14 protein-coding genes and 2 tRNA genes are annotated in these 18,306 nt (G+C 53.8%); 12 read left to right on the top strand and 4 right to left on the bottom strand.

Annotated features, from left to right (window positions below; translation table 11 throughout):
* Positions 1-82 precede the first annotated feature (82 nt).
* Together C3Z11_RS07490 and C3Z11_RS07485 are read left to right on the top strand one after the other, a co-directional pair.
* Positions 83-158: transfer RNA gene (locus C3Z11_RS07490), tRNA-Ala, on the top strand.
* A gap of 10 nt (positions 159-168) precedes the next feature.
* Positions 169-244: transfer RNA gene (locus C3Z11_RS07485), tRNA-Glu, on the top strand.
* Positions 245-749: 505 nt separating this feature from the next.
* On the opposite strand, the gene gltA is transcribed toward C3Z11_RS07485, so the two are convergent.
* Entirely contained in the window at positions 750-2,039 is a 1,290-nt protein-coding gene (gene gltA / locus C3Z11_RS07480) for a citrate synthase (protein WP_106477314.1), read from the bottom strand.
* Positions 2,040-2,404: 365 nt separating this feature from the next.
* Here gltA and sdhC point away from each other — a divergent pair, with 365 nt between their 5' ends.
* From sdhC to sucD, 9 genes are all read left to right on the top strand, one after another.
* Complete coding sequence (gene sdhC / locus C3Z11_RS07475; protein ID WP_262927288.1) at positions 2,405-2,803, top strand: succinate dehydrogenase, cytochrome b556 subunit; 399 nt, start codon at positions 2,405-2,407, stop codon at positions 2,801-2,803.
* Entirely contained in the window at positions 2,797-3,144 is a 348-nt protein-coding gene (sdhD, locus tag C3Z11_RS07470) for a succinate dehydrogenase, hydrophobic membrane anchor protein (RefSeq protein ID WP_106477313.1), read from the top strand. Before sdhC ends, sdhD begins: the two co-directional genes overlap by 7 nt.
* Before the next feature lie 3 nt (positions 3,145-3,147).
* Entirely contained in the window at positions 3,148-4,920 is a 1,773-nt protein-coding gene (gene sdhA / locus C3Z11_RS07465) for a succinate dehydrogenase flavoprotein subunit (RefSeq protein WP_106477312.1), read from the top strand.
* 18 nt (positions 4,921-4,938) lie between these two features.
* On the top strand, positions 4,939-5,649 hold the full coding sequence (locus C3Z11_RS07460) for a succinate dehydrogenase iron-sulfur subunit (RefSeq protein WP_106477756.1): 711 nt from the start codon (positions 4,939-4,941) through the stop codon (positions 5,647-5,649).
* 218 nt (positions 5,650-5,867) lie between these two features.
* Positions 5,868-8,699, top strand: coding sequence for a 2-oxoglutarate dehydrogenase E1 component (locus tag C3Z11_RS07455; protein ID WP_106477311.1), 2,832 nt, complete (start codon positions 5,868-5,870; stop codon positions 8,697-8,699).
* Between the two features lie 43 nt (positions 8,700-8,742).
* Complete coding sequence (gene odhB, locus C3Z11_RS07450) at positions 8,743-10,323, top strand: 2-oxoglutarate dehydrogenase complex dihydrolipoyllysine-residue succinyltransferase (RefSeq protein ID WP_106477310.1); 1,581 nt, start codon at positions 8,743-8,745, stop codon at positions 10,321-10,323.
* A gap of 56 nt (positions 10,324-10,379) precedes the next feature.
* Complete coding sequence (lpdA, locus tag C3Z11_RS07445) at positions 10,380-11,819, top strand: dihydrolipoyl dehydrogenase (RefSeq protein ID WP_106477309.1); 1,440 nt, start codon at positions 10,380-10,382, stop codon at positions 11,817-11,819.
* 178 nt (positions 11,820-11,997) lie between these two features.
* Positions 11,998-13,164 (top strand): ADP-forming succinate--CoA ligase subunit beta, encoded by a 1,167-nt coding sequence (sucC, locus tag C3Z11_RS07440; RefSeq protein ID WP_106477308.1) that lies wholly within the window; start codon positions 11,998-12,000, stop codon positions 13,162-13,164.
* On the top strand, positions 13,164-14,036 hold the full coding sequence (gene sucD / locus C3Z11_RS07435; protein WP_106477307.1) for a succinate--CoA ligase subunit alpha: 873 nt from the start codon (positions 13,164-13,166) through the stop codon (positions 14,034-14,036). The genes sucC and sucD overlap by 1 nt, the downstream gene beginning before the upstream one ends.
* A gap of 89 nt (positions 14,037-14,125) precedes the next feature.
* Here sucD and C3Z11_RS07430 read toward each other — a convergent pair whose 3' ends face one another.
* From C3Z11_RS07430 to C3Z11_RS07420, 3 genes are read right to left on the bottom strand one after another with little or no spacing between them, the layout of a single operon-like run.
* On the bottom strand, positions 14,126-15,127 hold the full coding sequence (locus C3Z11_RS07430) for a lysylphosphatidylglycerol synthase transmembrane domain-containing protein (RefSeq protein ID WP_106477306.1): 1,002 nt from the start codon (positions 15,125-15,127) through the stop codon (positions 14,126-14,128).
* 33 nt (positions 15,128-15,160) lie between these two features.
* Positions 15,161-15,925: a DUF2334 domain-containing protein gene (locus C3Z11_RS07425; protein ID WP_106477305.1), complete on the bottom strand. Its 765-nt coding sequence runs from the start codon at positions 15,923-15,925 to the stop codon at positions 15,161-15,163.
* Positions 15,918-17,042: a glycosyltransferase family 4 protein gene (locus tag C3Z11_RS07420; protein WP_262927287.1), complete on the bottom strand. Its 1,125-nt coding sequence runs from the start codon at positions 17,040-17,042 to the stop codon at positions 15,918-15,920. The genes C3Z11_RS07425 and C3Z11_RS07420 overlap by 8 nt, the downstream gene beginning before the upstream one ends.
* Before the next feature lie 173 nt (positions 17,043-17,215).
* Between C3Z11_RS07420 and C3Z11_RS07415 the strand changes: the two genes are divergently transcribed.
* On the top strand, positions 17,216-18,304 hold the full coding sequence (locus C3Z11_RS07415; RefSeq protein WP_106477304.1) for an endonuclease/exonuclease/phosphatase family protein: 1,089 nt from the start codon (positions 17,216-17,218) through the stop codon (positions 18,302-18,304).
* The last annotated feature ends 2 nt before the right edge of the window (positions 18,305-18,306 follow it).

Genomic DNA, 18,306 nt, shown 5'->3' with positions numbered 1-18,306 from the left:
AAGGGTTGACCTTTAATCCGTCGCTCCGTATTATGCGCCCCGTCTTCACGAGATGACCCGCTGGGAAATCTCCAAGCAAGACGGGGCCTTAGCTCAGCTGGGAGAGCGCGACGCTGGCAGCGTCGAGGTCACCGGTTCGATCCCGGTAGGCTCCACCATATCTTTTGCGTCCCATTCGTCTAGTGGTCTAGGACACCGCCCTTTCACGGCGGTAACAGGGGTTCGAACCCCCTATGGGACGCCACTTCCTCCCTCATATTTTATTCCGTCATACTTTATTGGTGTGCATGTTTTTCACCTTTGAAGTCTTGACAATGTGAAAAGTTTTCCACCGGTTCCCCTTCTTGCGATGCTGCTCCTTTCCAGAGTGGCGTAACTCCTGCTCGTTTAAAGATTTTTTTAAAAATTCTTTATAATCAATGAGTTAATTGTGATCAAATTTTGCGCAATCTGTCTGTAATGCCCTTGTCATGGCGATTTCTGAGGGTTTTCTAGAGCTTGTCCACTAGGTTATCCACAGAAAGTGTGGAAAACAGTGGAGTGCTCTTGAAAGCGAGCGGCGTAGCGCCAGGTATGAGTAGCAAAAGACCAATGTAAGGGCGTCAAGATCCAGCCGACAGATAAGGAAAGGGCCGCGAAAGGCGGCCCTGGCATTGATGCGTGCAAACATTTAAAGCACTTGGTCTTGGTAATTTTCAGCTTGCTGATGAAGCAAGTTGCCAAGATATTAGCTATTCCAGTTGGGCTATTTATTTCTTTTCCGGATAGTCGCGCTGAGGCTGCCCGGTATAGAGCTGGCGAGGGCGTCCGATCCTTACCCCGTTAGTAATCATTTCGTTCCAGTGGGATACCCATCCAATGGTCCGTGCCATGGCGAAGATGACCGTAAACATATTGGTGGGAACTCCCATCGCCTTGAGAATGATGCCTGAGTAGAAGTCGACGTTGGGATAAAGCTTACGCTCGATGAAGAAATCATCTTCCAAGGCTATCTGCTCAAGACGCTTGGCGATTTTCAGTTGGGGATCATCACCCAGACCAAGTTCACCAAGTACTTCATCACACGTCTCTTTCATGACTTTGGCGCGCGGATCGAAATTACGATATACCCGATGCCCGAAGCCCATCAGACGGAAGGGATCTTCTCGATCCTTGGCGCGGTCGACAAAGCGCTGGATATTCTCTTCGGAGTCATCACCGATTTCACTCAGCATGGCGAGGACCGCTTCATTGGCGCCACCGTGTGCAGGGCCCCACAGAGCAGCAATACCGGCGCTGATGCAGGCAAACGGATTGGCACCGGTGGAGCCCGCCAGGCGTACTGTCGAGGTCGAAGCATTCTGCTCATGATCGGCATGGAGCATGAAAATACGGTCCATAGCCTTCGCGAAAACGGGGTTGGGCACATATTCTTCGCAGGGCGTGCCAAACATCATGTAAAGGAAGTTTTCTGCGTAGGAAAGGTCATTACGCGGATACATGAAGGGCTGACCAATATTGTACTTGTAACACATCGCGGCCAACGTCGGCATTTTGGCAACCAGACGAATAGCTGAAACCTGTCGGTCGTATTCCTGTGTAATATCGAGATTGTCATGATAGAACGCAGAAAGAGCGCCGGCTACGCCGCACATAACGGCCATCGGGTGAGCGTCACGACGAAAGCCCTTGAAGAAATTGGCAATCTGTTCGTGCACCATGGTGTGGTTGCGGATGCGACTTTCAAAATCGGCATACTGCTCGGCAGTAGGAAGCTCACCGTTGAGCAGCAAATAACACAGTTCTATATGGTTGGAGTTTTTTGCCAACTGGTCGATGGGGTAGCCTCGATGAAGCAGGATACCGTTGGCACCGTCGATATATGTAATTCCGGATTCACAAGAGGCAGTCGAAACGAAGCCGGGGTCATAGGTGAAATACCCCGCGTTTATCAGGCCACGAACATCGATTACATCCGGTCCTGTAGTCCCGGAGTAGATGGGCAGGTCGATGGCCTCATCTAGACCCTCGATTGTCAACTGCGCCTTCTTATCAGCCATTCTGGCCTCCTCATTATTAGGTAAGCTATCGTCCTGCTTGGCTTGCTCGCTCAGTTAAAACTCGCTCACTATAAAACCCCGAAAGGGATTGTCAATTCGCCTGATCAAGGCGCTTAATGAACGTTTCTACTGGAATGCCACATGGAGCTGCTATGCACAAAAGTGCCCCAGCACTAAAAACTGAGGTTATACTCCGCGCAATATAGGGTTGCGTCAATTTGTCATATTGCATTGGACATCTTATAATTTTCGACCGCGCGACCGAAGAAACATTTGGCACGGTTGTGTGGCATGGCCTCTGTTCGAGACCCTTCCTAAAAATTAACCGTTCGGGAAACCGTAACGGGACGAGAGAGTGAAGAGCCGTGAGTAGCAAACGCCCGATCCATACTATCAAGCGTCCTGTAAACCTTGATCTTTCCTCGATTCAGTTCCCTCTCCCTGCTCTGGTATCTATTTCCCACCGCGTCACAGGGGTCATCATGTTCGTCGGGTTGGCGTTCATGCTGTGGGCCTTCAGCGTCTCGCTTTCCTCTCCCCAGGGATTTGAAGCGGTCAAAGACGTGATGACGGACAATGCCCTGGCGAAATTGATTACTTGGGGATTACTGGCATCCGTTGCGATTCACTTCGTGGCGGGCATACGGCACCTGTTCATGGATATGCATGTCGCTGATACGCTCGAGGGTGGGCAGCGCACCGCACAGATCACCATGGTGGCAAGTGCTGTTCTCGTGATTCTGGCTGGAGTTTGGGTATGGTAACTAATATTACGAATCTGGGCCGCAGCGGCGTATCGGACTGGTTGATTCAGCGTGTGACTGCAATTGTTCTTGCGCTGTATACCGTGTTCATCGTCGCATATATGCTGTTCCATCCCGAGCTTGATTACGCCACCTGGTCAGCGCTTTTCCAGCGTACCTGGATGCGGATATTTACCCTGTTGGCTTTTTTGTCGATAGCAGCTCACGCATGGAGTGGTCTTTGGATCATTTCGACTGACTATATCAAGCATGCTTATGCGCGCCTGGGCGTTCAAACGTTCATTATCGTTGCGCTTTTCGTTTTTGTAGTTTGGGGCGTACAAGTCCTTTGGGGAGCTTAATTAATGGCAACCATGCGTAATCTGTCATTCGACGCAATTATCATTGGCGGCGGTGGCGCGGGTCTGCGTGCAGCGCTCGAGCTCGCCAAGTCAGGCAAGAAGACAGCAGTACTTTCCAAGGTATTCCCGACTCGTTCCCATACCGTATCCGCGCAGGGCGGTATCACTTGTGCGATAGGTAGCGCCGATCCCAACGATGACTGGCGCTGGCATATGTATGATACCGTCAAGGGCTCCGATTACATCGGAGACCAGGACGCGATTGAATATATGTGTACCGAAGGGCCGAAGGCGGTTTTCGAGCTTGAACATATGGGCCTGCCGTTCTCCCGTTTCGATAACGGCCGTATCTATCAGCGTCCATTCGGCGGTCAGTCCAAGGACTTCGGCAAGGGTGGGCAGGCCGCACGTACCTGCGCAGCAGCCGACCGCACTGGTCATGCGCTCTTGCACACGCTTTATCAGAATAATCTGAAGAGCAACACTGTCTTCCTGAATGAATGGTATGCGGTCGATCTCGTCCGTAACCAGAAAAACGATGTTGTTGGCGTCATTGCCATGTGCATCGAGACAGGCGAGGTGGTACTGATCAAGTCCAAGGCAACCGTGCTTGCAACCGGTGGTGCTGGACGTATCTATGCCTCGACGACCAACGCGCTGATCAATACGGGTGATGGTATCGGTATGGCCCTGCGCGCTGGCTTCCCGGTTCAGGATATCGAGATGTGGCAGTTCCATCCGACAGGCATTCATGGGGCGGGAGTTCTGGTTACGGAAGGTTGCCGCGGTGAAGGTGGCTATCTGATCAACAAGGATGGCGAGCGTTTCATGGAGCGCTACGCGCCCAACGCGAAGGATCTGGCTGGTCGTGACGTGGTCGCGCGTTCCATGGTCCTTGAAATCCTCGAAGGGCGTGGGTGCGGTGAGAATGGCGATCACGTCATGCTCAAGCTGGATCACTTGGGTGAGGACGTGTTGCTCAAGCGCTTGCCGGGCATCGTTGAGCTATCCAAGACGTTCGCTCATGTCGATCCCGTCAAGGAGCCTATTCCCGTGGTTCCGACATGCCATTACATGATGGGGGGGATCCCAACCAACGTGCATGGCCAGGCGTTGACCATCGATGAGAATGGCAAGGATACGGTCATCAATGGGCTTTATGCCTGTGGTGAAGTGGCGTGCGTATCGGTACATGGCAGCAATCGTCTGGGCGGTAACTCGTTGCTGGATTTGGTGGTGTTCGGACGTGCAGCAGGCATGTACATCGAAGAGTCGCTGAATAATGGTTTCGAGTACCACGAGCCTACTGATTCGGATGTCGAGGCTTCGCTGTTGCGCCTTAACCGCTGGAACGAATCCAGTGAAGGTGAGACAGTGCCCGATCTGAAAGCGGAGCTTCAGCAGATCATGCAGAACAACTTTGGCGTGTTCCGTAAGGAAGAGAACATGCAGAAAGGGGTCAAACTGCTAGCCGAGCTACGTGAGCGCATCGCTCATGCTTACCTTCCTGATAAATCGAACGGTTTCAATACAGCACGTATTGAGGCGCTTGAACTCGACAACCTGTTGGAAGTTGCTGAAGCCACTGCTATTGCAGCGCTGGAGCGTCGTGAAAGCCGCGGCGCTCACTCGCGTGAAGATTACCCCGACCGTGACGACGAGAACTGGCTGAAGCATTCGATCTACTTCCCGGCTGAGAAGAAGCTCGGACAGCGTGATGTCAATTTCTCGCCCAAGACCGTCGATACCTTCGAACCTAAAGTTCGTACCTATTGATTGGAGATGGTGTCCACGATGTCTACATTACAGGTATCAGTATACCGTTATAATGCGGAAACCGATTCCGCACCCTACATGCAGGATTTCGAGATCGACACCCACGGGCGCGATCTGATGGTGCTTAACATTCTGCAGATGCTCAAGGCCAAGGATAGTACGCTTGTGTTCCGTGCCAGCTGCCGTGAAGGTGTCTGCGGCTCTGACGGTATGAACATGAATGGCAAGAATGGTCTGGCCTGTGTGACGCCTCTTTCTGAGGTAGTCAAGAATAACAAGCTGGTACTTAGACCCTTGCCCGGGCTACCTGTCATGCGTGATTTGGTAGTTGATATGGCGCTGTTCTATAAGCAATACGAACGTATCCAGCCTTATCTGCAAAACGAGAATCCGGCACCGGCCATCGAACGCCTGCAATCGCCAGAAGAACGAGACAAGCTTGATGGCTTGTATGAATGTATTCTGTGTGCCTGCTGCTCAACCTCTTGTCCGTCGTTCTGGTGGAATCCTGACAAGTTCGTTGGTCCGGCCGGCTTGCTTTGGGCATACCGCTTCATGGCTGATAGCCGCGATACCGCAACGCGTGATCGACTTGCAGAAATTGATGATCCGTTCAGTGTCTTCCGTTGCCGTGGCATCATGAATTGCGTCAACGTTTGCCCGAAGGGCCTTAATCCGACGCGCGCGATTGGTAAAATTCGTGAGCTGCTGATGGCGAACGCGACTTAATAAGCGTGTCAGGGCTTGCTATCATTGCTATGAGTCGCGGCATTCTCTGGCAAGGATGTTGCGGTGGTATTCGCTACAAGCCGGTGCGTGAGCACCGGCTTGTGATGACAAGCTGATTCGCGGTGGGGATATCCTCATCGTTGTCGAGTCAATGACGCCGGCGCGGTCCGGCCGTGCAGGGCGCCGACCCCACCCCCTAAGTGTAGGGTGAAAAAAAGATGCAAGAAGGCATAATGGAGTTGATGTGGCGCACCTCCCATATGAGTGGAGGAAATGCCCACTATGTAGAAGATCTCTACGAACAGTACCTTAGTGATCCTGCTGCCGTTCCCGACGAGTGGCGACAGTATTTCGACAACTTGCCTCGCTACGAAGGTGGTCCTTCCCAGGACATTCCCCTCGCGCCGATCCGCGACCAGTTTTACCAACTTGCTCAGCAGCGCCGCACACTTTCTGCACCCGCTATCGAAGGCGGTGAAGATAAAAAGCAGGTCCGTGTGTTACAGCTGATCAATGCCTATCGCTTTCGTGGTCATCAGAAGGCCAATATCGATCCTTTAGGGTTACGTGCACCAGCACAGATACCTGATCTTGATTTGACCTTCCATCAGTTGACTAAAGATGACATGAACAACGAGTTTCAGACGGGCTCGCTGTTCATTGGCAAGGATAAGGCACCCCTCAAGGAAATCGTTGAAGCGCTTGAGCAGACTTATTGCCGTTCGACCGGCTGTGAGTTCATGCACATCGTCAACACCGAAGAAAAACGTTGGCTGGAGCAACGCTTTGAGTCGGTGCGCTCGAAACCCGCATATTCCCATGAAGTACGCAAACACGTGCTTGAGCGTCTTACCGCCGCTGAAGGTCTTGAGAGTTACTTGGCAAGCAAGTACCCGGGCACCAAGCGTTTTGGTCTAGAGGGCGGTGAGTCCTTTATTCCGATGGTAGATGAGTTGATTCAGCGCGCTGGCACTTACGGCACCAAGGAAGTTGTCATCGGCATGGCGCACCGTGGGCGCCTGAATTTGCTGGTTAATATTCTAGGCAAGAGCCCTTCCGAACTGATTGATGAGTTCGATGGCAAGAAGCGAATCGAGCGCGGCTCGGGTGATGTTAAATATCACCAGGGCTTCAGTTCCAATGTCATGACCCCTGGTGGTGAAGTGCATCTGGCGCTGGCATTTAATCCTTCGCATCTGGAGATCGTCTCGCCGGTGGTCGAAGGATCGGTGCGTGCACGGCAAGATCGCCGCAAGGACAAGGACGGAGACCAGGTGTTGCCGTTAGTCGTTCATGGCGATGCGGCATTAGCCGGTCAGGGCGTCAATATGGAGACATTCCAGATGTCCCAGACCCGCGCCTACAAGACGGGTGGAACGGTACATATTGTCATCAATAACCAGGTCGGCTTTACGACCTCCCGGGCTGATGACGCCCGTTCGACTGAGTATTCGACAGACATTGCCAAGATGGTTCAGGCGCCGATTTTCCATGTGAATGGCGATGATCCAGATGCGGTGCTGCATGCGACTCAGGTAGCGGTTGATTATCGTCAGCAGTTCAAGAAGGACGTTGTTCTTGATTTGGTCTGCTATCGTCGTCGTGGGCATAACGAGGCTGATGAGCCGTCTGGCACACAGCCACTGATGTATCAAAAGATCAAGTCGCACAAGAGCTCGCGTACTCTGTATGCAGAGCGCTTGGTTACAGAAAATGTGCTTTCCGAAGAGGAAGCCAAAGCCATGGTCGAGAAATATCGTGAAGATCTCGATCAGGGTAATCATGTTGCCAACGCGCTAGTTAAGCAGCCCAATAAGGCATTATTTGTCGATTGGGCGCCTTATCTCAATCACGAATGGACCAATGACACCGACACGTCTATCGCCATGAAGCGCTTGCAGGAGCTCGCGGTGAAGATGTGTGAGGTTCCTGATGAAGTTCAGATGCAGCGTCAGGTCGCCAAGGTCTATGAAGACCGCCGTAAAATGGCGGCGGGTGGCATGGCACTTAACTGGGGCTTTGCCGAAACGCTGGCGTATGCCACGTTGCTTGATGCAGGCCATCCTGTGCGGATTACCGGGCAGGACACTGGGCGCGGTACTTTTTCGCATCGCCATGCCGTTGTGCATAATCAGAAGGATGCTTCAGCCTGGATTCCTCTTCAGCATTTGAAAGAGGGGCAGCCAGACTTCGCGATACACGACTCCTTCCTGTCGGAAGAAGCCGTCATGGCCTTCGAGTACGGTTATGCCACGACAGCACCTAATGCGCTAATTGCCTGGGAAGCCCAGTTCGGGGATTTTGCCAATGGTGCCCAGGTAGTAATAGATCAGTTCATCTCATCAGGTGAAACCAAGTGGGGTCGTTTATGCGGTTTAACCCTGCTGTTACCGCATGGCTATGAAGGGCAAGGTCCGGAGCACTCTTCTGCACGCCTGGAACGTTTCCTTCAGCTATGTGCTGAAAACAACATGCAGGTATGCGTGCCCACCACGCCGGCACAAATATTCCATGTGCTGCGTCGCCAAGCCATTCGTCCGCTGCGTAAGCCTCTGGTGATCATGTCGCCGAAGAGCTTGCTTCGCCATAAGGATGCGACTTCTTCGCTTGAAGAGCTTGCCGATGGCCGCTTCCAGATGATCATTCCTGATCAGGGCGATCTCGACGCTGCAAAGGTCAAGCGCGTTGTTCTGTGCTCCGGTAAGGTCTACTACGATCTGGCCAGTTACCGCACTGAAAATGAGCGTAGTGATACAGCTGTTGTGCGGGTTGAGCAGCTTTATCCCTTCCCCAAGGAAGAGTTGTTCGAAACACTCAAGGCGTATGAGAACCTTGAGCAGGTCGTATGGTGCCAGGAAGAACCTCAGAACCAGGGGGCCTGGTACCAGAGTCAGCACAATATGCGTGCCGTGGCTGATTCACTTAAGAACGGACTGGGACATGGCCTAATCTATGCGGGGCGGGCGCCTTCTGCGGCACCTGCGGCCGGCTACATGGCAGTACATGTCGAACAGCAGCGTCAACTGGTGGACGATGCCTTCAATAAATGAAGGTTCAAGCCGGGTATCGAGAGATGAGACTTAAGGAATCATAATGGCAACCGATATCAAAGCGCCAAGCTTCCCCGAATCTGTGGCCGAGGGCACTGTCGCCGCTTGGCATAAGCAGCCTGGCGATGCTGTGTCGCGCGATGAACTGATCGTTGAGATCGAGACTGACAAGGTAGTGTTGGAAGTTGTAGCGCCGGAAGATGGCACGTTACAGGATATCAAGGTACAGGAAGGCGAAGTCTGTGCCTCCGAGCAGGTTCTCGGCACGCTTGGTGCTGCTGGCGCTAAGGGAGACGGTGCGAGCAAGGGTGAAGAAAAGCCCAAGCAGACTGAAGCCGCTACCGAATCCAAGCAAAAGGACACGGCAAAACCGGCAGGCTCGGGCAAGAGCCATGAGGTTAAGGCACCATCCTTCCCCGAATCCATCGCTGAAGGTACCGTCTCCACGTGGCACAAGAAGCCCGGTGAGGCGGTCAAGCGTGATGAGGTGCTGGCTGACATTGAGACCGATAAGGTCGTGCTCGAAGTTGTAGCACCTGCTGATGGTACGCTGTCTGAAATCAAGGCAGAAGAGGGTAGTCAGGTCGGCTCGGAGCAGCTATTGGCGATCTTCACCGAAGGTGCTGGCGATGCCGTCAGCGCCTCGGCAGAATCGCGTGAAGATGAAAGCGAAGCGAATGCGACCGATGCTAGTGGCGCCAGCGACGAAAAAGTTGGTGACAAAATATTGGCACCGGCGGCACGCAAGATGGCTGCTGAAAACGACCTTGATGTTGCCAGGATTGACGGTACCGGCAAGGGTGGCCGCATCTTGAAGGAAGACGTTCAGCGTGCCATCAAGGACGGCTCCGCCAAGAAGAGCGCTCAGCCTGCTGCTTCCAGCCAGAAATCTGCAGCTCCGTCAGCTCCCGCTGTAACCGGCGGCCGTCCGGAACAGCGTGTGCCGATGAGCCGCCTGCGTCAGACTATCGCCAAGCGTCTGGTTCAGGCGCAGCAGACTGCCGCTATGTTGACCACCTATAATGAGGTGGATATGAGCGCGGTTATGGCGTTGCGCTCGCAATACAAGGACGCCTTCCTGAAGGCGCATGACACGAAGCTCGGCTTCATGGGGTTCTTCGTTAAGGCATGTACCGAAGCGCTCAAGCGTTTCCCTGATGTTAACGCCTCCATCGATGGTACGGATATTGTCTATCACGGTTATCAGGATATCGGGGTTGCCGTTTCTACGCCGCGTGGACTGGTAGTGCCGGTACTGCGTGATACCGACAGCATGAAGCTTGCCGACGTAGAAAAGACAATTGTTGATTTCGGCAAGCGTGGTCGTGACGGCAAGCTTGGCATAGAAGATATGCAGGGCGGTACGTTTACCATTACCAATGGCGGCATCTTCGGATCATTGATGTCCACGCCGATTCTCAACCCACCACAGACGGCGATCTTGGGCATGCACAAGATCCAGGAGCGTCCAATGGCGGTTGACGGCAAAGTGGAAATTCGCCCCATGATGTATCTGGCACTGTCCTACGATCACCGCATGATCGATGGTAAGGATGCGGTACAGTTTTTGGTGGCGGTCAAGAGCCTGCTTGAAGACCCAGCGCGCTTCTTGCTCGACGTTTAACGTCGCTGTGCTGTAACCGAACGCCACTTATTAATCGAATCGAACAGGAAGGTTTCATGGCCGACAAATTCGATGTAATCGTTATCGGCGCGGGCCCTGGCGGTTACGTTGCCGCCATTCGTGCCGCGCAGTTGGGATTGAAAACGGCGTGTGTTGAAAAGTGGGTAAACAAGGAAGGTAAAACCGTTCACGGCGGTACGTGCCTGAACGTAGGCTGTATCCCATCCAAGGCGTTGCTTGAGTCATCGCACAAGTTCATTGAAGCGCGCGATCACTTCGCTGAAGTCGGTATTGAAGTAGGAGATGTCAAGGCTGACGTCGCCAAGATGCTCGAGTTCAAGAACAGCGTCATTGCCAAGAATGTCGGTGGCATCAGCATGCTGTTCAAGGCCAATGGCGTAACAGCGCTGGAAGGTACGGGCAAGGTCATGGCCGGCAAGAAGGTTGAAGTCACGGACCACGACGGCAACAAGCAGAGCTATGAAGCTGAGAACATCGTCATCGCCTCTGGCTCCGTGCCGGTTGAAATTCCGCCGACGCCGATGACCGAAGGATTGATTGTCAGCTCTACCGGTGCTCTCGAATTCGAAGAAGTGCCTAAGCGTCTGGGTGTGATCGGTGCCGGTGTCATTGGTCTAGAGCTTGGCTCGGTATGGAGTCGTCTGGGCAGTGACGTGACTGTACTCGAAGCGATGGACAGTTTCCTGCCGATCGTTGACGAGGCCATTGCCAAGGAAACCCAGAAGATTCTTTCCAAGCAGGGCATGAAGATCAAGCTTGGCGCACGCGTCACTGGCTCCGATATCAAGGACAGTGAAGTCGTGGTCAAGTACATCGATCAAGATGGCGAGCAGGAACAGACCTTCGACAAATTGATCGTCTGTGTCGGCCGTCGTCCTTATACGCAGAACCTGCTTGATGAAAGCGCCGGTGTTGGCCTGGATGAGCGCGGTTTCATCAAGGTCGATGACGTCTGTCTCACCAGTGCGCCTGGTATCTATGCCATTGGTGATGTTGTTCGTGGCCCGATGCTGGCACACAAGGCTTCTGAAGAAGGCGTCATGGTCGCTGACATCATTGCCGGTCATAAGGCCGAAATGAACTACGATGCGATCCCAAGCGTGATCTACACCTCTCCAGAGGTTGCCTGGGTTGGCAAGAGCGAACAGCAACTCAAGGCCGAAGGCGTTGAGTACAATGTTGGCGTATTCCCGTTCTCAGCCAACGGTCGTGCGCTCGCTAACAACGCTGCCGAAGGGATGGCCAAGGTCATTGCCGATGCCGAAACGGATCGTATCCTGGGCGTTCATATCCTGAGCCAACATGCCGGTGAGTTGATTGCGCAGGGCGTGATAGCAATGGAGTTCGGCTCTAGCGCCGAAGACCTCGCGTTGACGTGCTTTGCTCATCCGACAACCTCGGAAGCGATTCACGAGGCTGCGCTGGCGGTTGGCGGCCATGCAATTCATATGGCTAACCGCAAGAAACGTAAATAACTATCAAAATCGCGTCCTCAAACGGCGCATCGCTCCCGTTTGTCTTTATCCTCTCTGGAAAAGTCAGGCGGGAACGAATCGGGACGGCTCGATTTTCTGCCGGTCGCCATTGTGAAATGGCGTTTGGCAGGCGATTGGGGCCGTCGATTGAGTCCAATGCAACCAATGGCATGAGACGATGAATCTTCACGAGTATCAGTCAAAACAGCTGTTCGCTGATTACGGCTTGCCGGTGTCCAAGGGCTTTGCCGTTGACACTCCGCAGGAAGCTGCCGATGCCTGCCAGAAAATTGGCGGCAATATGTGGGTTGTCAAAGCGCAGGTTCATGCCGGTGGCCGTGGTAAGGCTGGCGGGGTCAAGCTGGTAAAGAGCGCTGACGAAGCCAAGGCATTCGCCGAACAGTGGCTTGGCAAGAATCTGGTCACGTACCAGACAGACGAAAAAGGCCAGCCGGTTGCCAAGATTTTGGTCGAAACCTGCACCGATATCGCTAACGAGCTCTATCTGGGCGCGGTAGTGGATCGTGGCTCGCGTCGTATTGTATTCATGGCGTCTACCGAAGGCGGCGTGGAAATTGAGAAAGTCGCAGAAGAAACGCCCGAAAAGATTCTCAAGGCTGAAATTGATCCCTTGACGGGCGCTCAGCCTTATCAGGCCCGTGAACTGGCGTTCAAGCTTGGCCTGAACAAGGAGCAGATCAAGCAGTTCACCAAGATATTCTTGGGGCTGGCCAAGCTGTTCCAGGACAAGGATCTGGCGCTGCTCGAAGTCAACCCGCTCGTCATCACTGAGCAGGGCGATCTGCACTGCCTGGATGCCAAGATCAATCTGGATGGCAACGCGCTGTATCGTCATCCTGATCTGCAGGAAATGCGTGACCCATCCCAGGAAGACGAGCGTGAAGCTCAGGCCGCTTCTTGGGAGCTCAACTATGTTGCGCTTGAAGGCAACATTGGCTGTATGGTCAACGGTGCCGGTCTTGCCATGGGCACCATGGATATCATCAAGCTGAACGGTGGCCAGCCGGCCAACTTCCTTGATGTGGGCGGTGGCGCTACCAAAGAGCGCGTTGCTGAAGCCTTCAAGATCATCCTATCCGACAAGTCCGTCAAGGCCGTACTGGTCAATATCTTTGGCGGTATTGTGCGTTGTGACATGATTGCGGAAGGCATTATCGGTGCGGTCGAACAGGTCGGGGTTAACGTACCGGTTGTTGTTCGTCTGGAAGGTAACAATGCTGAGCTGGGTGCCGACAAGCTGGCCAACAGCGGTTTGAATATCATTGCCGCCACCAGCCTGACTGATGCTGCGCAGCAGGTGGTGAAAGCCGCGGAGGGCAAATAATGAGTATCCTGATCGATAAAAGCACCAAGGTGATCTGCCAAGGCTTTACCGGTGGCCAGGGCACGTTCCATTCCGAACAGGCGATTGACTACGGCACCAACATGGTAGGTGGTGTTACGCCGGGCAAGGGTGGTCAGACGCACCTTGGACTACCCGTATTCAATACCGTGAAGGATGCTGTCGAACAGACCGGTGCAGAAGCCTCTGTCATCTATGTTCCTGCACCGTTCTGCAAGGACTCGATTCTTGAAGCGGCAAATGCCGGTATCAAGTTGATCGTCTGCATCACTGAAGGTATTCCGACGCTTGATATGCTCGACGTCAAGGTCAAGTGTGATGAACTGGGCGTACGCCTGATTGGCCCGAACTGCCCGGGTGTTATCACACCTGGACAGAGCAAGATCGGTATCATGCCGGGGCACATCCACAAGCCTGGCCGTGTAGGTATCGTTTCGCGTTCCGGTACCCTGACGTATGAAGCGGTCAAGCAAACCACGGATCATGGTTTCGGGCAGTCTTCTTGTGTCGGTATCGGTGGTGATCCGATTCCAGGATCTAATTTCATCGACATTCTGGAAATGTTCGAGAAGGACCCGCAGACAGAAGCGATCGTCATGATCGGTGAAATCGGCGGTACTGCCGAAGAGGAAGCGGCAGCCTATATCAAGGCTAACGTCTCCAAGCCGGTGGTATCCTACATCGCGGGCGTGACAGCGCCTCCTGGCAAGCGTATGGGCCATGCCGGTGCGATCATTGCAGGCGGCAAGGGCACGGCGGATGAAAAGTTCGCTGCGCTGGAAGCGGCAGGTGTCAAGACTGTTCGCTCACTCGCCCAAATTGGTGATGCGCTGAAAGAAGTGACCGGCTGGTAACATCCAGGCTGGAAACAGCAGCATAAAAAGGCGCCCTAGGGCGCCTTTTTTTATACGTCAGGTTTAAAGCAATAGTCAGCGCACGTTATTTAATCCTTCTGACGTACGCGCAGTATTCTGTTGAGCAGCGGCCTGCCTGCCAGTACCAAGAATACTGGTGCGCCTGCGACCAGATAGAAGTAATAAGTGACGGCACGCCAGATCAGGATGGCGGCGGCCGCAGTTGATTGGCCCACTATCGGCGCCAGCAGCGCGGTGGAACTCAATTCTGCGCCGCCTGCACCGCCCGGTAATAACGTCAATTGGCCGGCTGCCATCGAGAGCATCTGCACAAGGAACGTCCAGGCCCAGTTTAGCTGCTCGCCCAGGCCGTACAGTGCGAGATAAAGCACGCTATACCGAACAAGCCAATGCATGACCCCCAGAAAAAATGCCGTCAGCAATCGACGACGTGGCATTTTCAACGTGTCTGCTAACGCATTACGAAACGTGAGGAACTTCTTGATCAGTTTGAAGCGCATGCCCCTTTTGACATGAAGCTTGCGCAACAGCCTGACGAACTGGAGCAGGACAGGGCGGTAGTATTTTCCCAGCAGCGACGCTGAAACAAGTAGCACGACCAACAAGGTAATGGGCGCCAGCATGATCCAGCCGAGATGCACGTCGACGGCGCGAATCGCGATATAGAGTACCGAAAGGATCATCGAGATGAGAAAGAAGCTCAAATCGATCAGCTGATCAACAGTAAATACCGCTGTGGTGCGTGCCGGTCGCATGCCTCGCCGCGCCATTAGCGTGATCAGCGTTAAGGGACCTCCCGTGCCGCCGGGCGTAGCGCAATAGGCAAACTCCGTTGCCATTATTACCCCCATGGCCTGTGGGTAGGTGAGGCGTCCGGCATGTTCGCCTAACAATACCTTGAGTTTCGCGGCATTCAGAAACCAGCAGACGAAGATCATCAACAGCATGACGCCAAACAGCGGCAGTGGAAAATCGATAAGCTGATCCACCAGCCCGGTGCCGCCAATCAGCAGTGGGATGGCAAGGGCAGCCACAAGGCCTGCGGCCAGCAACCAAACAGTACGATTCATGCAGCAATCCGGGTAGGCTCGATGCCGGGAGTATCAGGCAACATGGCGGCTCTCGAGATTCAAGTGGTTGAGCCAGCCGATCTTAGTGCGAGGTGTATAACCTTCTTCGAGCAGGCGTGAGACGGTTTCGAGCCAATACTTATGTGAGATAGAGTGGCGCATATCGACCGGATGCAATCCTAACCGTATGGCTTGTCGCTGGCGGTGACGATGGCGGGCCAGTTCATTGACGACCCAGGACATGCCGCGTCGCCAGCGACTACGCGCGCTCCAGACCAATGTTGGCACATCGATCGCCTCGAACTCAGGCAAGCGATAGATATGCGCGGTATCGGTGGTATAGCTTAATGGAAGCGCACTCAAGGCATCGCGAGTGCCCTGGCTCATCAGCCAAGCGGGGGCGACGAAACCGTGTAGTGGCCAGCCGCGCCGCTCGAACAGCTCCATTCCCTGTTCGAGCCGCCGTTGGGCCTCATCACGGGCAAGGCCGTAGAATTCCCCTTCATACGTGTAGATACGGCGCATGAAATACTCATGCGGCGTGCGAGGGGCTGGGCCATCATCACAATGGAAAAAGCCATGCAGAACAAGTTCATCGCCACGTGCCAGGCGTTGTTCAAGCATGTTCTGAAAGGCCGTATCTTCAAACGTGGCGCTTTGATGATGAAAGTCAGGTACGACGAGCCACGTCATGGGGATATTGCCCATTGCATCGATGGCCTCGACGAAAGGTCGATAATCCTGCCATGTCGCTGGCGCTATATCGTGTAGGGCAAGGAGAAAGTTACGTTCAGCCATGTTGCATACTCGGCGTGGTCTCTTCGAGAGTGCCCAGCACAGCGCAGTAGTGCTGGAATATGCCATGAACAACTGTATCCCAGTCATAGTGGCGTTCGACATGCCTGCGAGCTTTGAGCCCCAAGGCACGACTGTCATGAGTAAACAGCTCACGAATGGCGCTGGCCATGGCGCCGGGATTATTGGGCTCACATAGTCGGCCGCATGTTTCAGGAATGTTCTCAGCCAGTGCGCCAGCGCGGACTGCAACCACAGGAATGCCGCTGGCCATGGCTTCGAGTACGACGAGGCCAAATGTTTCCTGGGTGCCAGCATGTAATAACGCGTCGCTACTGGCCATCATCCGTGCCAACTCTTCGGCCGGGCAAAAATGGTTAATGACGGAGACATTATCCGGCACCTGCTCAGGCATGCATGAGCCCACTAGTAGAAGGTGGTAGCCTTTTCCCAGTTGCTCCATGGTATGCAAAAGCACATGCAGGTTCTTCTCGCGTGACCCTCGACCGGCGAATATTAACAGACGAGTGTCTTCGGCTAGGCCGAGCTCGCGTTTGAAATTGTCGTCGCGTAGCGTAGGCGAGAATGTTTTGGTATCTACCCCCAACGGCTGAACATGTACATGTTCAAGCCCGAGCTTGGTGAGTTTACCCGCCATCACTTGGCTAGGCGCGAGTATCCGGTCGTAATGCTGGTAAAGCTTTGTCACGTATTGTCCGATGCCACGGCTGGCCCAGTTCCCGAACCGATTACCGATCAGTAAAGGAAGGTCTGAATGATAGAAGCCCACTACAGGAACATCGAGTTCACGACGCGCCTCAACAGCCGCCCAGGCAGTAGCATAGGGATCACCGGCCTCGATTAGATCGGGCCGAGTGTCACGCAAAGCCTGGAGCCAGTGCTTACGCCGTAACGGAAAACGATAACCGTTACTGAAAGGCAGGGGCGGTGAAGGAACTTCAACCAACCCATCCTGATGGTGCCGATAATGCTTACCAGGCACCAGAAGACTGTGAGTGAGGCCAGGGTAGTGCACTAGGCGGCGACGCTTGGCTTCCAAATATGTGCGAACTCCGCCACTGGACGGGGCGTAAAACATGGTCATGTCGGCAATATGCACTGTGCCGATACCTCCGTTTGACCGCAGCCATATGCTACAGGTTAAATCCACCCATCAGATACATGCTCGCATCGGACCGGCAAGTGCTTCAAACTCGGGCGATTATAAAGGTTTGATGACAACGCGTCAGAATGATTGACGTATACATATAATTTCTTTACTTGTGTGAATACATGACTCAACTATTGATGGGTACCGCGTGGCTACTGCTGCTGATCACCTGCCTGCCCTGGCTGCGTTGTACACATTGGACTGTGCGGGTTTTCGATTTTCCGCGTTTTCAGATTGCAGCATTTGGCCTGGCCGTTTGTACCGGTCTTGCTTTTTTCGATGTTCAGGCACACAGCGGTTATAACGACGTAGCGCTGGGTGCAGCACTGTTTGTTGTGGTCGTCCAGGCAATACAAATCTGGCCTTATACGCGCTTGGCGCCAAAACAAATGTTACGTGCTCAACGTGCTGACACTCACCAGATCAGCATTATCAATGCCAATGTATTGATGACGAACCGGAATGTGACAGGCTTGCTTGACCAGGTTCAGCGTGTTCGACCACATCTGCTAGTGACGCTGGAGAGCGATGCCTGGTGGGGCGAACAGCTCGAAAGCGCATTGAGTGAAGACTATGTCCATAACGTCAGTATCCCACTCGATAACCTCTACGGGATGCATCTTTTTTCTCGTCTTCCTTTGGAAGATGTCGAGGTCCGCTGGCTGATCCAGGACGATATCCCATCCATACGCTGTTGGGTAAGGCTCGAAAGCGGTGAGCGTATACGCTTGTATGCGCTGCATCCGCGTCCGCCCAGCCCATCCGAAAGCGATGAGTCGCTGTGGCGCGATGCTGAATTACTGCTGGCCGCCGAGGAAATTAAACAAGAAAGCGTACCGACCCTACTGGTAGGGGATCTCAACGACGTTGCCTGGTCGCATACGACCCGCCTGTTTTGCAATATCAGCGGCATGCTTGATCCTAGACGGGGACGCGGCACGTTCTCTACCTTTCATGCCCGCTGGCCATTTCTGCGCTGGCCACTCGATCATGCCTTTGCCAGCAGTGACTTCGAGCTGGTTCACCTCGAAAGGCTAAAGTATTTCGGCTCTGATCATTTCCCGCTGCTGGTCGAGTTGATGTATTGCCCAGCTTATGATGCAGCGCAAGAAACACCGCATGCCGATAAGGAACAATGGAATGAAGCGAAGCAAACCATCACCACCGCGCAGGACCGTGCACGCAGTGATGATGGCGCCGCGAGCGTGTGATA

Source organism: Phytohalomonas tamaricis (assembly GCF_003012345.1).
GTDB classification, from domain to species: Bacteria; Pseudomonadota; Gammaproteobacteria; order Pseudomonadales; family Halomonadaceae; genus Phytohalomonas; species Phytohalomonas tamaricis.
The sequence above is the reverse complement of the archived record's forward strand: the minus strand, read 5'-3'. Positions and strand labels throughout refer to the sequence as shown.

Coding starts and splice junctions, on each gene's coding strand:
- gltA (WP_106477314.1), bottom strand. CDS start 2,039: ATGGCTGATAAGAAGGCGCAGTTGACAATCGAGGGTCTAGATGAGGCC.
- sdhD (WP_106477313.1), top strand. CDS start 2,797: ATGGTAACTAATATTACGAATCTGGGCCGCAGCGGCGTATCGGACTGG.
- sdhA (WP_106477312.1), top strand. CDS start 3,148: ATGGCAACCATGCGTAATCTGTCATTCGACGCAATTATCATTGGCGGC.
- C3Z11_RS07460 (WP_106477756.1), top strand. CDS start 4,939: ATGTCTACATTACAGGTATCAGTATACCGTTATAATGCGGAAACCGAT.
- C3Z11_RS07455 (WP_106477311.1), top strand. CDS start 5,868: ATGCAAGAAGGCATAATGGAGTTGATGTGGCGCACCTCCCATATGAGT.
- odhB (WP_106477310.1), top strand. CDS start 8,743: ATGGCAACCGATATCAAAGCGCCAAGCTTCCCCGAATCTGTGGCCGAG.
- lpdA (WP_106477309.1), top strand. CDS start 10,380: ATGGCCGACAAATTCGATGTAATCGTTATCGGCGCGGGCCCTGGCGGT.
- sucC (WP_106477308.1), top strand. CDS start 11,998: ATGAATCTTCACGAGTATCAGTCAAAACAGCTGTTCGCTGATTACGGC.
- sucD (WP_106477307.1), top strand. CDS start 13,164: ATGAGTATCCTGATCGATAAAAGCACCAAGGTGATCTGCCAAGGCTTT.
- C3Z11_RS07430 (WP_106477306.1), bottom strand. CDS start 15,127: ATGAATCGTACTGTTTGGTTGCTGGCCGCAGGCCTTGTGGCTGCCCTT.
- C3Z11_RS07425 (WP_106477305.1), bottom strand. CDS start 15,925: ATGGCTGAACGTAACTTTCTCCTTGCCCTACACGATATAGCGCCAGCG.
- C3Z11_RS07415 (WP_106477304.1), top strand. CDS start 17,216: ATGACTCAACTATTGATGGGTACCGCGTGGCTACTGCTGCTGATCACC.